This window comes from Collinsella sp. TM09-10AT, from assembly GCF_003436275.1.
Taxonomy (GTDB): Bacteria; Actinomycetota; Coriobacteriia; order Coriobacteriales; family Coriobacteriaceae; genus Collinsella.
The window spans coordinates 1-12,856 of sequence record NZ_QSOP01000004.1 but is presented as its reverse complement, the minus strand read 5'-3'; the positions used below and the strand labels follow the sequence as shown (position 1 = coordinate 12,856).

The window sequence follows — 12,856 nt, the reverse complement described above, 5'->3', positions numbered from 1 at the left end:
GGGCGGTCCCGAAAGGCCGCTCTCCGCCCCCACACCATGAGTCGGAATTTGGCTAATGGATAAGCTTAAAGTCCAAGTGCCCGCGCGTGGTATTGACGCGTGAGACCTCGATGATCACACGCTGCCCCAGTTCATAGCGGGTCCCCGTGTCGACACCTGTGAGCGTGAGCGCGTCCTCGTCAAACTCGAACCACTCGTTGCCCAGGCTCTTGATCGAAACCAAGCCTTCGACCTGTGTCAGGTCCAAGCGTACGAACAGGCCCATACTGCTGACCCATGAGACCGTTCCGGCATAGCGCTCGCCCAGGCGATCCTCATAGTACTGGGCAATCTTGATCTTTTGCGTCGCATGGCTAGCGGCATCTGCCGCGCGCTCGGCATCGCTGCATGCGCGGCAGATCTGCGGCAGAATGCGCGGCAGCGACTCGCGCCCCTTGCCGATCAGCCGCGGCGTACGGACCAGGGCGTCCTTGCCGCCGAGCTGCTCATAGGCCAACTGCAGTTTGAGCACGCGGTGCACCACCAGATCGGGGTAGCGACGGATGGGACTCGTAAAGTGACAGTAGCACGGCGCGGCGAGCGCAAAGTGGCCCTCGTTGCGCGGCTTGTACAGTGCGCGCTGCATGCTGCGCAGAAGCAGCGTGTTGACGAGCGGTGCGTTGGCCGTACCGGCGGCAGCATCAACTGCAGCCTGTAGCTCATCGGGACTCCCCAGGGCGATACCGGCAGCACGGCGATCGTCGATGATGCCTAGCTGCGCCAGCGCAACGGCGGCACCGTGCAGGCTATCGGGGCTCGGATCCTCATGCACGCGATAGCAGGCCTCGATATCACGGTCTGCCAGCCACTCTGCAACGCACTCGTTGGCGAGTAGCATGGCTTCCTCGATAAGCGACGTGGCACACGAACGCTCGCGCGCCACAATCTGCACGGGTACTCCGTCCTCATCCAATAGAGCGCGAATCTCGGCCGTGTCAAAATCGACTGAGCCGCGGGCACGACGAATACGACGGCGAAGTTCGGCGAGTTCCTTGGCGGCGACAAGGAAATCGCCGAGGTCGACGTTATAGCCGCGAGCAGTTTCCTCGCACGCAAGACCGCGCTCAAGCGCCTCCTCGCGCGAGGCCTCAGCAGCCGCAACATCCTCAGCGGCGCCTTCCAGCACCGAATACTCAACCGCGCCGGCACGCACCAGCAGCGCCTCGGCGCCGTCATAGTCCATACGCACACGCGAGCGAATCACGCTGGGGTAAGGATCGTAATGCCGCACGCGACCCTGCGCATCGAGCTCAATGTCAACGGTAAACGCAAGACGGTCCTCGTCAGGGCGAAGCGAGCATAGGTCACAGGACAGGCGTTCGGGCAGCATGGGAAGCACGCGATCGGCCAGATACACCGATGTCGTACGATGGCGAGCCTCAAGATCGATATGCCCGTCCCAAGCCACATAGTGAGAAACGTCAGCGATATGCACACCCAGCTTGTAGCCACCCTCGGGCGTGCGCTCAAGCGAAATGGCATCGTCAAAGTCGCGCGCGTCGACCGGGTCGATCGTGATGACAAAGCGGTCGCGCAGATCGCGGCGGAGCGGGTCCTTAAGCGCCGCGGACACATCGAGCGAAAGCCCCTCGGCCTCGTCCAGCGCGGCCTCGGGATAGCTATCGGTATAGCCGTAACGCGCCATCACGTATTGAACGCCCAAATCGGGCGCGTCATCTCCGCCAATGCGGCGTTCGATCGTCACGGTGCCCGATTCCAGGCGCGTCGGGTAGGTCAAAATGCGCGCGACAACGGCATCACCCGGGTGGACGCCCAGACGATCCGCCGAGGCATCCTCGGACAGAATGAAGAAGTCGGCCTTCAGGCGCGAATCGAGCGGCTCGATCACACCGAGCGGACCAGCGGTCTGGTACGTACCCACCACGCTTATGGCTGCGCGCTCAACCACGCCTTCGATCACGGCGCGCCGCTCACCGTGCGGGCTGTTCTTAATGCTCACGGCAACGGTATCGCCATCCATGATCTCGCGCTTACCGCGGCCCATAACCTTGTAGTCGCCGCTCTCGGTTATGACATAGGCGCCATGCTCATGGAGCTGCACGCGCCCGGTCAGGCTCAGACGGCGTTCGCTGCGCACCGGCCCACGCTTATTGCGAGCACCGCGCTTATGCTTGTTATTGCGCCCCATGGCGCCTCCTTGCTATCGATGACGAACTCCAAAGAGTCTACCCAAATGATTCGCTTTCCTGCCGTCCCCTAGAGATCAAAAAACGGGCCGCCCCATAAGAGACGACCCGTTGGAAGGGATGAATTCCAGGCATGCCTACACGCGCAGGTAGCGGCGCATGGCTATGGCAGAACCAAAGAGACCGATAATCACACCGACCAGAATCAGCGCAGCATAGGTCACCAGGTAGTACTGCATCGGCAGGGCAAACGACATCCAGCCGATGCTCTCCTGCAAACGCGGAATCATCAGATTGCGCAGCAGCTCCAGAACGCCGATGGAAAGCAGCGAGCCCAAAATGGCCTGCAGTACGCCCTCGGTGATAAACGGGCCGCGAATGAAGCCGTTGCTGGCGCCGACCAGACGCATAATCGCAATCTCACGACGACGCGCCGTGATGGACAGGCGAATCGTGTTGTTGATGAAGATGAATGCGATAAAGGTCAAAAGGCCAACGAGCACCACGGCGGCGATGCGGATGTAGTTGGTCACCTGGAACAGGCGGCTCACTTCCTCTTGGCCGTACAGCACGCTCGCGTTGACGTCGCCGTCATCCGCGATCTTCTGGAAGTCGGCGTTCTTCTTGAGCTTCTGGGCCGTGCTCTCGACCTTGGACGGATCGTCCATCTCAATTGCAAACGAAGCCGGCAGCGGGTTCTGGCCATCGAGCGCGCTCATGGTGGCGTCGGCGTTGCCCGACATCTTGCTCGTATACTCGGCCAGCGCGTCGTCCTTGTCCTTGTACGTCACGGACTTGACGTTGCTCCACGTCTTGAGCTCAGCCTCAAAGGCCTGAACATCTGCCTGGTCGGCGTCATCGCTAATAAAGGCGTTGATGACGACCTGATCCTCGACGGTGCCGATCACGGAGTTCAGCATCGCGGAGCCCATGATGAACAGGCCGATGATAAACAGCGAAAGGAAGATCGTGATGACGGCGCCGAGCGAGGTAGTCCAGTTACGGAAGAAGTGACTGATTGCCTCTTTGAAGGAGTAGCCCACGTTAGTTGGTGCCATAGTTGCCGTAACCTCCCCTCTCCTGGTCGCGGATAACGTGGCCGCCCTCGAGGGCGATCACGCGACGGTGCATGCTATCGACCATCTCGCGGTCGTGCGTGGCGACGATCACGGTGGTGCCGGTGCGGTTAATACGCTCGAGCAGCTTCATGATGCCCAGCGAGATCGCCGGGTCGAGGTTACCCGTGGGCTCGTCGCAGATCAGCAGCGGCGGACGGTTGACCATAGCGCGGGCGACGGCGACGCGCTGCTGCTCGCCACCGGAAAGCTGGTCGGGCAGCGAGTCCATCTGATCGGCCAGACCGACCAGACGCAGCACCTCCGGCACCTGGCTGCGAATGACGCCCTTGGGCTTGCCGATGCACTGCAGGGCAAACGCCACGTTTTCGTAGGCGGTCTTTTGCGGCAGAAGCTTAAAGTCCTGGAACACGGCGCCAATCTGGCGGCGCAGGAACGGAACCTTGCGGTTCTTGATCTTCATGAGGTCCTGACCGGCAACCAAGATGCGGCCGCTCGTCGGCTTGACGTCGCGGTTGAGCGTCGACAGCAGCGTGGTCTTACCCGAGCCGGAATGACCGACCAGGAAGACGAACTCGCCCGGATAGATCTCGATGTTGATGTCGTCGAGTGCAGGCTTGTTGGGCTGTGCCGGATAGATCTTGGTGACATGCTCCATAAGGATGACGGGCTCGACACCGGCCTGCTTGGCCATCTTCTTGCGGCTGGCTTGCGGATCGATGGGCGCAAACACCGACGTAAAATCGGGGTTGTTGAGCGCGTTATCGAGGCTTGCGACCTCGGCGGCCTGATCGCTCTCGACCACCGAGGCAGCAGGCTGCGTGGGATCGGGAATAGCGGCAAAGAGACCGGACTGCGCAGGCTGAGGAACCGGCGTCGCAGGGGCCATGGGGTCGGGAATGCCGGCCATGGTAGGCTGCGGCGTGGCGGCGCCAGCCTGAGGCTGCTCCACGCGAGCGGTCACGGCCTGAACGGGCTCAAAACCCGCCGTGCCGGAAAGCGCGACATCGCTGGTGGGATTGTAGGCAAAGGGATCGGATGCCGGCTGTGCCTGATCTGCCGGCTGAGCGGGGGCCTGAGCAACAGGCTGGCCCTCTGAATCCGGAGTGGCGAAACGACTGCCCTGGACGCCCGTCTGCGTCTTGGGGGCATCATCGCCCGCACCGGAGGTACGGAAGTGGTTACCCACTGGTGCTCCTTATCGTCGTGCGTTTAAACTACATGAGCGCTTAGTATTTTAGCAGCATTAGCTTTGCTGCACATAAGAAGCATGGCGGGCTTTGGGATCCCACCGGCCGGGCGCAGGGTTACCTCCCAAATCGTCCTCGCGCATGGCCGGCATTTGTCCTGCTCCTGCGGAGCTGCGGACAAACGCCGGCCTGCGCTGCGGAAAGATTTGGGAGGTAACCCTGCGCCCGGTCTGCGGCTACTATGGGGCCGACGCACCAACTTGAGATGCTGCGCATACAAAGTTGGAAGGGTCTGAATTGCACTTTGTTGGGATGGGCCCGTTTCCCCATGGGAACTTTGCTTGGCAGGACTCTAATTTAAATTCAACAAAAACAGGGGCGCCCTCTTTGGGGATGCCCCTGTTCTGGCTTGGATGTGGTTGTTGAGACGATACTTTGCCTCGTCTTGCCTTATGCCAAGAACTCCTTGGTGGTCGCCACGATGTTGGCGGCGTCCAGGCCGTACTTGTGCAGGAGCTCGGCACCCGGGCCGGACTCGCCGAAGGTGTCGTTGACGCCAATCTTCTTGAGCGGCGTCGGGCACTGCTCACACAGGACGTCGGCAACGGCGCTGCCCAGGCCACCGATCACAGAGTGCTCCTCGACGGTCACGACGTGGCCGGTCTTGGTGGCGCTCTTGACGATCAGGTCGGCATCGATGGGCTTGATGGTGTGCATGTTGATGACCTCGGCGTCGATGCCCTCGGCAGCGAGCTGCTCGGCGGCCTCGAGAGCCTCGCCGACCATCAGGCCGCAGGCGATGATGGTCGCATCGGCGCCCTCGCGCATGACAATGCCCTTACCCAACTCGAACTTGTAGGTCTCGGGGTCGTTGATAACCGGCGAGGCCAAACGGGCGAAGCGCATGTACACCGGACCGTCGCACTCGTAGGCGGCGCGCGTCACGGCGCGGGCCTCCACGTCGTCGGCGGGAACAATTACGGTCATGCCGGGGATGACGCGCATGAGGGCGATATCCTCGCAGCACTGGTGCGTGGCGCCGTCCTCGCCCACCGAGATGCCGGCGTGCGTGGCACCGATCTTAACGTTGAGGTGCGGGTAGCCGATGGAGTTGCGGACCTGCTCAAAGGCGCGACCGGCAGCGAACATGGCAAAGGTACTCGCGAAGGCAACACGACCAGTGGTCGCGATACCGGCGGCGACGCCCATCAGGTTGCTCTCGGCGATACCCACGTCGAAGAAGCGGTCGGGGCAAGCGGCCTTAAACTTACCGGTCTGCGTGGCGGCGGCCAGGTCGGCGTCGAGGACCACAAAGTCATCGTGCTCGTTGGCGAGCTCGACGAGGGCCTCGCCGTAGCTTACACGCGTGGCGATTTTCTTGACGTCTGCCATCCTAGAGCTCCTCTCCGGCGGCCGTGAGCTCTGCCATGGCCTGCTCAAACTGTTCATCGTTGGGGGCCTTGCCGTGCCAACCAACCTGGTTCTCCATAAAGGACACGCCCTTGCCCTTTGTGGTCTCGGCGATAATGGCGGTCGGCTGCCCCTTGGTGGCGCGAGCCTCGGCAAAGGCGGCGCGGATCTGGTCGAAGTCGTTGCCGTCGGTGAGCTCAACCACGTGGAACTTGAAGGCGCGGAACTTGTCGGCGAGCGGCATGGGGTCGTTGACCTCCTCGACGGGGCCGTCGATCTGCAGGCCATTGTGGTCGACGATCACGCAGAGGTTGTCAAGCTGCTGGTTGCCGGCAAACATGGCAGCCTCCCAAACCTGGCCCTCCTCGCTCTCGCCGTCGCCCAGCAGGGCGTAGGTGCGATAGTCGTCGCCCCAGTGCTTGGCGGCAACGGCCATGCCCACGGCGGCGGAGATGCCCTGGCCGAGCGAACCGGTGGACATATCGACGCCCGGGGTGTCGTTCATGTTGGGGTGACCTTGCAGGTGGCTGCCGATGTGGCGCAGCGTCTCGAGATCCTCCTTGGGGAAGAATCCGCGCTCGGCGAGCACGGCGTACAGACCAGGCGCGCAATGACCCTTGGAAAGCACGAAGCGATCGCGGTCGGCCTTGCGGGGGTCGGCCGGGTCGACGTTCATTTCCTCAAAGTACAGATAGGTCATGATGTCGGCAGCGCCGAGCGAACCGCCCGGATGGCCGGACTTGGCAGCGTGCACGCCGGTGACGATGCCCTTCCTTACCTCGTTGGCAACCTTTTTGAGCTCTTCGTCGCTCATTGTGCCTTCCTTTCATCCTCTTAAGACAAGATGCGCACGGCACGGAAAGGTAGTCCCAACACAGCCGCGATGCACGTACGTCATTCATTATGCTGGAAACTGATGGCTTTACCAGACTTTTTATCATTATTTGAGCAATTTAGCAGGCAGTCCCGCAGATGAAACGGTTTATCAATGTGAACGTCTTTTGGATGGAACGCAGTCGGCCCTACGCGTTAATGTCCTTGAATCCCTCACCGAAAGCTTCCGTAACGTCGGCGACCGTCACAATGGCGTGAGGATCGCGCTCGCGCACGATCGTTTTGAGGGTGTTGAGCTCGCGGCGGCTCACAATGACCATGATCACCGGCTTCTCGGCGCCCGAGTACATGCCGGTCGCCTTAAACTTGGTGCAGCCGCGACCCAGGCCATACATAATATCGGCAGCGATATCAGGGAACTTGTCCGAGATGATGAGTACCATACGGCGCCTGTTGCCGCCGTCGACCACGGCATCGATCACGTAGCCGCTAATGACCATCGAAAGGCCCGCATACAGCGCGTTTTCGACCGAGAAGACCGGGGCCGACAGCGCGCACACGGCAACGTCGATCGCCATGACGGTGGAGCCCACCGGTAGTGACGTATTGCGCGAGATAATCTGACCGATGGTGTCAGAGCCGCCAGTGTTGGCACCGGCGCGTAGCACCATGCCGTAGCCAATGCCCGTGATAATGCCGCCCCACATAGCGGGCAGCATCAGGTCGGCATGTGCCAGCGGCGCCACAAACGGAGCGAACAGGTCGGTGAAGAAGCCCAGCAGCACAAAGCCCGTCGCCGTCTGGACCACGTAGAACATGCCCCCCTCGCGCATAACGACCAGCAGCAGCAAGGCATTCATCACGATGGTTTGAATACCGACAGGCAGCGAGATGCCATGCGAGGCGCCGACCGCCTGGATAATCGTGGCGAGACCCGTAACGCCGCCGGCAGCAAGACCGTTGGGAATCAAAAACAGATCCGTCGCGATAGCTGCCAGGGCGCAGCCAAACATGATCTTGGGCAAGTCATGAAAGAAGTTCAGCGAAAGAATGCGCTTGATGTCCAGACGATATGCCATGCTGCCTCCCTCAAAAAAGCGCACCCAAACGAGTGCGCTTTGAACTTCTTACTGTATTCGATTCTACCGATTCACCGAGCAAATACCACCCCCTGCGAAGTGTTTGCATCGACCCGGAGCCAACCATGTGCCTAGGCGTCCGAGCCTTCCGCACCGGCGTTGCCGGTAGCCCAACGGTGATAGCCAATTACAAACGGATCCAGATCGCCATCGTCAAGAACGGCCTCGACATTGCTAGTCTCCACACCCGAGCGCAGGTCCTTGACCATCTGATACGGGTAGAGCACGTAGCTGCGAATCTGGTTACCAAAACCGATCGTGGTCTTGGGTCCACGAATCTCGTCGAGCGCCTCGGCGCGCTTCTCGAGCTCGATCTCGTACAGACGGGCCTTGAGAATCTGCATGCACGCGGCCTTGTTTTGAATCTGGCTGCGCTCGTTTTGGCAAGTGACAACGATGCCGCTGGGAAAATGCGTCACGCGTACGGCGGAGTCGGTGGTGTTGACGCCCTGTCCGCCCGGGCCGCTCGCGTGGTACACGTCCACGCGGATGTCATCGGGGCTGATCTCGATATCGATATCATCGGGTAGCACGGGGATGACCTCGACGCCGGCAAACGTGGTCTGGCGGCGCTTCTTGTCGTCGGTGGGGCTAATGCGAACCAAGCGGTGGACGCCGGCCTCGGCGCGCAGCATGCCAAATGCGTCCTTGCCCTCGACGGTAAAGGTCGCGCGGTCGATGCCGATGACCTCAGCGGCGGGGCAGTCGTTAATCGTGACCTTCCAGCCGCGACGCTGGCAGTACTTCATGTACATCTTAAATAGCATGAAGGTCCAGTCCTGGGCCTCCAGACCACCCTGTCCGGGCTTGATGGTCACAATGGCATCGCCGTGATCGAACTCACCGGTAAACCAGCTCGAAAGCTCAAGCTCATCGATGGCACGGGCCAGGCGCTCAGCCGTGGCTGTAGCCTCCTCGCGAAGGGCGGCGGCATCGGGGTCATCCCCCATCTCCTCGGCAAGCTCCAGCGCGGCGCGGGCATCGGAAAGCTCGCCGCGCGCGTTGTCCACGGCAGCGATATCTTCCTTGGTGCGCGCGATTTCCTCCATGGTGGCACGGGCGGCGTCGGCGTCATCCCAAAAGCCGGGGGCCACGCTTTTGGCCTCGAGCTCGGTCACGCGCGTGCGCTTTTCGTCCAAGTGGAGATACGACTCGACCTCGCCGAGCCGGTCCGCAAACGCGTCCAGCTCGGCGGGCGTTACCTCTAAAGCCTCAGCCATTAACGATTCCTGCCGTGGCAGTACTTAAACTTCTTGCCGCTACCGCAGGGGCACGGGTCGTTGCGGCCCACGTTGACGTACGGATCGTCGCTCTCGGACTTGCGATAGGTGGTCACCTTGCCACCGTTGTTGACGGCAGCCGGACCACCCTGGACAGCCGTGCGGGCCTGCACCTGCGCCTGCTTGCGCAGCACCGAGTCGCCGTTGTCACCATCGACCTCGGCAGGACCGGAGAAGTGCGCACCCTCGAGCGCGGGCTCCTCCTTGTGCTCCACGGCACGCGGGGCAGCCTTGATCTCGATGCGCAGAACCGTGCGCAGGTAATCCTCGTACATGGTGTCGACGAGGATCTGGAACGCGCCGTAGGCCTCGGTCTTGTACTCGACCAGCGGGTCGCGCTGGCCAAAGCCGCGCAGGCCGATGCCGGTCTTGAGATAGTCCATCTCCTGCAGGTAGTTCATCCAGCGGGTATCGATGACGCGCAGCATGACCTGGGTGTTGAGCTCGCGCATCAGGTCCTCGCCCAAGCGCTCGGCCTTCATGTTGTAGCACTTCTCTACGTAAGCCAGGACATCGGCAGCCAGAGCCTCATAATCCTCGTCGGGGAACTTCGGCGTATCGATGTGGCCGGTGAGCTCCACAACCCACTTGCGCAGGCCCTCCAGGTCGCGCTCGCCATCGTGACTGTCCTTGGTGCAGAACTCCTGAACGCAGCGGTACACGGTGTCGTGCATGACCTCGGTGATGTGGTCGGTCAGGTCCTTGCCGTCCAGAATCTTATTGCGCTCAGCGTAGATGACCTGGCGCTGCTTGTTCATGACGTCGTCGTACTCAAGGACGCTCTTGCGCATGGAGAAGTTGATGCTCTCGACCTTGTGCTGGGCGTTCTCGACGGCCTTGGAGATGATCTTGTGCTGGATGGGCATGTCGTCGCCCATGTCGGCGGTGACCATCATCTTGGAGACACGGTCCATCTTGTCGCCGCCGAACAGGCGCATGAGGTCGTCCTCGAGCGACAGGTAGAACTGGGTTTCGCCCGGATCGCCCTGACGACCGGAGCGGCCGCGCAGCTGGTTGTCGATACGACGGGACTCATGGCGCTCGGTGCCGATGACGGTCAGACCGCCGGCGGCAAGCACGCGCTCGCGCTCGGCCTTGCAGGTCTCCTTGGCCTCGGCGTTAAACTGCTCGAGCTGCTCGGGTGTCACGTCCTCCATGGTCAGGCCCTCGTACTCAAGGCGCTCGCGCACCAGCTCGTCGGGGTTGCCGCCCAGCAGGATGTCGGTACCACGACCGGCCATGTTAGTAGCGATGGTCACGGCGCCGTAGCGTCCGGCCTGAGCAACGATATGAGCCTCGCGCTCGTGGTGCTTGGCGTTGAGGACCTCGTGCGCGATGCCGCGCTTGGTAAGGGCGGCCGACAGTTTCTCGGAGCTTTCGATGGAGACGGTGCCCACCAGGACCGGCTGGCCCTTGGCGTGACGTCGCTCGACGTCGTCGGCGACGGCGTTGTACTTGGCCTGGATGGTGCGGTAGACCAGGTCCTCGTGGTCAACACGCTGCACGGGCTTGTTGGAGGGGATGACCTCGACGGGCAGCTTGTAAATCTCGCGGAACTCGGCGTCCTCGGTGAGTGCCGTACCGGTCATGCCGGAGAGCTTGTCATACAGACGGAAGTAGTTCTGCAAGGTGATGGTGGCCAGCGTCTGGTTCTCCTCGCGCACGAGCACGCCCTCTTTGGCCTCGATGGCCTGATGCAGGCCCTCGGAGTAGCGGCGGCCTTCCATGATGCGGCCGGTGAACTCGTCGACGATCTTGACCTCGCCGTTGGTGACCACGTACTGCTTGTCGCGGTGGAACATGTACTGGGCCTTCAGCGCCTGCTGCAGGTGGTTGACCAGCTGACCGGAGAGATCGGCATAGATGTCATCGATACCCAGGCGGCGCTCAATCTTCTTAAGGCCGCGCTCGGTGGCGGCGATAGTGTGCTTGGCCTCGTCCATGACGTAGTCGCCCGTGGGCTCGACGTCCTCGGTGGCGGTGAGCATGTCGTGCGAGACATCCTCGCCGCGCTCAAGGCCGCGCACGGCACGCGCGAAGTCCTTGTAGGTGCTGGCGGACTTGGTGCCGGCGCCCGAGATGATGAGAGGGGTACGTGCCTCGTCGATCAGGATGGAGTCGACCTCGTCGACGATGGCGTAGCTGTGGCCGCGCTGTACGCGCTGCTCGGGGCGGGTGACCATGTTGTCGCGCAGGTAGTCGAAACCGAACTCGGAGTTGGTGCCGTAGGTGACGTCTGCCTGGTAGGCCGGACGCTTGAGCTCGAGCGGCATGTTGTTCTGGAGCAGACCGACGGTCATGCCCAGGTACTTGTAGATGCGGCCCATCCACTCGGAGTCGCGCTTGGCAAGGTAATCATTGACAGTAACGACGTGCACGCCCTTGCCGGCAATAGCGTTGAGGTAGCCGGCCAGCGTGGAGACGAGCGTCTTGCCTTCGCCGGTCTTCATCTCGGCGATATGCCCCTCGTGCAGCGCCATGGCGCCGATGAGCTGTACGTCAAAGTGACGCATGCCCGTGATGCGCTTGGAAGCCTCGCGCACGGTGGCAAAAGCCTCGGGGAGCATGTCGTCGAGCGACTCGCCGTTGGCGTAACGCTCGCGGAACTTATCGGTCTGGCCGCGGAGTTCCTCCTCGGTCATCTTCTCAAACTGGGGCTCAAGACCGTTGATCTGGTCGACGATCTTGTAGTAGCGCTTAAGGTCCTTATCGGATCCAAAGGACAGCAGCTTTGACATGAATCCCATGTGGTTTTCCTTTTTGGCCATCGCCCACGCCGTGCAGCTGCGGGCGAGTTAAACACAGATGATTGTACTTTAGCCAAACAAGGCACGGCCTATACGGTCGACCTCGACCGCCACGTAATAACTATGACCAACCTGCCACAATGGGACAGGTTTATTTTGGCAAGTTTTATCTGAGCAAACGCCGTCTCTCTGCCATTTGGTGCCACGGGGACAGGTTAGCTTGCACCAATAAAAAGAAAAGGGCCGCGCACCCAAATGGATGCACGGCCCTTATGCCATGAATGCGAGCGATTCCGCGGCGAGCTATTTACTCAGCAGCCTCGGTGGTCTCGGCCTCGGCAGCGGCCTCCTCGACGGGAGCCTCTGCGGGAGCCTCGGCGGCCTGCTTGGCAGCCTCCTCGGCGAACTTAGCAGCACGCTTAGCCTTCTCGGCAGCCTTAGCCTCAGCGGCGGCCTTGCGAGCGGCCTCGGCCTCAGCAGCCTTGGCGGCCTTGGCAGCCTTGGCCTCCTCAGCCTTCTTGAGCTGGGCGGCAGCGGCGCCACCGAACTTGTCGGCGAAGCGCTGGACGCGTCCACCGGTGTCGACGAACTTCTGCTGGCCGGTGTAGAACGGGTGGCACTCGTTGCAAAGCTCAACCTTCATCTCGGACACGGTAGCGTGCGTCTTGAAGGTGTTGCCGCAGGAGCACGTCACCGTGCACTCGACATACTGGGGATGGATACCCTGCTTCATGGTAGGACTCCTTATTGGTCAGGCGCTGGTTACCGATCAGCGCATAAGGCGTCTTGGTTTCCGACCAAGACAACAAACTCGGCTATGGTACCACGGCGCCGCGTGTCCCACAAAAGGTTCACGGTCTTTTCGGCACAACACGAGCTGGACCTTAAATATCAACTTCATCCGAACACTCCCCCACATTCATCTCTCGTATGTATCGAGATATTCCTGCTTGAGCGTCTGCGAGGACGACTTGATCTTTTCCACGAGCGTGCC

9 protein-coding genes are annotated in these 12,856 nt (G+C 61.5%); all 9 read right to left on the bottom strand.

Annotated features, from left to right (window positions below):
* Positions 1-52: 52 nt before the first annotated feature.
* Positions 53-2,188, bottom strand: a complete 2,136-nt coding sequence (locus DXD77_RS02630; protein ID WP_117647651.1) for a ribonuclease R family protein — start codon at positions 2,186-2,188, stop codon at positions 53-55.
* Positions 2,189-2,323: 135 nt separating this feature from the next.
* Complete coding sequence (gene ftsX, locus DXD77_RS02625) at positions 2,324-3,244, bottom strand: permease-like cell division protein FtsX (protein ID WP_099432018.1); 921 nt, start codon at positions 3,242-3,244, stop codon at positions 2,324-2,326.
* Entirely contained in the window at positions 3,231-4,451 is a 1,221-nt protein-coding gene (gene ftsE / locus DXD77_RS02620) for a cell division ATP-binding protein FtsE (RefSeq protein ID WP_117564202.1), read from the bottom strand. Before ftsE ends, ftsX begins: the two co-directional genes overlap by 14 nt.
* Before the next feature lie 451 nt (positions 4,452-4,902).
* Positions 4,903-5,844 carry a transketolase family protein gene (locus DXD77_RS02615; protein WP_117564201.1) on the bottom strand — a complete coding sequence of 314 codons (942 nt, stop codon included), beginning with the start codon at positions 5,842-5,844 and terminating at the stop codon, positions 4,903-4,905.
* A gap of 1 nt (position 5,845) precedes the next feature.
* Positions 5,846-6,676 (bottom strand): transketolase, encoded by an 831-nt coding sequence (locus DXD77_RS02610; RefSeq protein ID WP_117647649.1) that lies wholly within the window; start codon positions 6,674-6,676, stop codon positions 5,846-5,848.
* A 208-nt stretch (positions 6,677-6,884) separates the two neighbouring features.
* Entirely contained in the window at positions 6,885-7,775 is an 891-nt protein-coding gene (locus DXD77_RS02605; protein WP_117646543.1) for a YitT family protein, read from the bottom strand.
* 131 nt (positions 7,776-7,906) lie between these two features.
* The gene (gene prfB / locus DXD77_RS02600; RefSeq protein ID WP_117646542.1) at positions 7,907-9,055 is read right to left on the bottom strand and encodes a peptide chain release factor 2; all 1,149 of its coding nucleotides are present in this window, start codon (positions 9,053-9,055) and stop codon (positions 7,907-7,909) included.
* Positions 9,055-11,862: a preprotein translocase subunit SecA gene (gene secA, locus DXD77_RS02595; protein ID WP_117646541.1), complete on the bottom strand. Its 2,808-nt coding sequence runs from the start codon at positions 11,860-11,862 to the stop codon at positions 9,055-9,057. The genes prfB and secA overlap by 1 nt, the downstream gene beginning before the upstream one ends.
* Positions 11,863-12,169: 307 nt before the next feature.
* Positions 12,170-12,595: a 50S ribosomal protein L31 gene (gene rpmE, locus DXD77_RS02590; protein ID WP_006235303.1), complete on the bottom strand. Its 426-nt coding sequence runs from the start codon at positions 12,593-12,595 to the stop codon at positions 12,170-12,172.
* Positions 12,596-12,856 lie beyond the last annotated feature (261 nt).

Bases quoted from the DNA above. Each gene is read 5' to 3' on its own strand.
- DXD77_RS02630 (WP_117647651.1), bottom strand. From the start codon at position 2,188: ATGGGGCGCAATAACAAGCATAAGCGCGGTGCTCGCAATAAGCGTGGG.
- ftsX (WP_099432018.1), bottom strand. From the start codon at position 3,244: ATGGCACCAACTAACGTGGGCTACTCCTTCAAAGAGGCAATCAGTCAC.
- DXD77_RS02615 (WP_117564201.1), bottom strand. From the start codon at position 5,844: ATGGCAGACGTCAAGAAAATCGCCACGCGTGTAAGCTACGGCGAGGCC.
- DXD77_RS02610 (WP_117647649.1), bottom strand. From the start codon at position 6,676: ATGAGCGACGAAGAGCTCAAAAAGGTTGCCAACGAGGTAAGGAAGGGC.
- DXD77_RS02605 (WP_117646543.1), bottom strand. From the start codon at position 7,775: ATGGCATATCGTCTGGACATCAAGCGCATTCTTTCGCTGAACTTCTTT.
- prfB (WP_117646542.1), bottom strand. From the start codon at position 9,055: ATGGCTGAGGCTTTAGAGGTAACGCCCGCCGAGCTGGACGCGTTTGCG.
- secA (WP_117646541.1), bottom strand. From the start codon at position 11,862: ATGGGATTCATGTCAAAGCTGCTGTCCTTTGGATCCGATAAGGACCTT.
- rpmE (WP_006235303.1), bottom strand. From the start codon at position 12,595: ATGAAGCAGGGTATCCATCCCCAGTATGTCGAGTGCACGGTGACGTGC.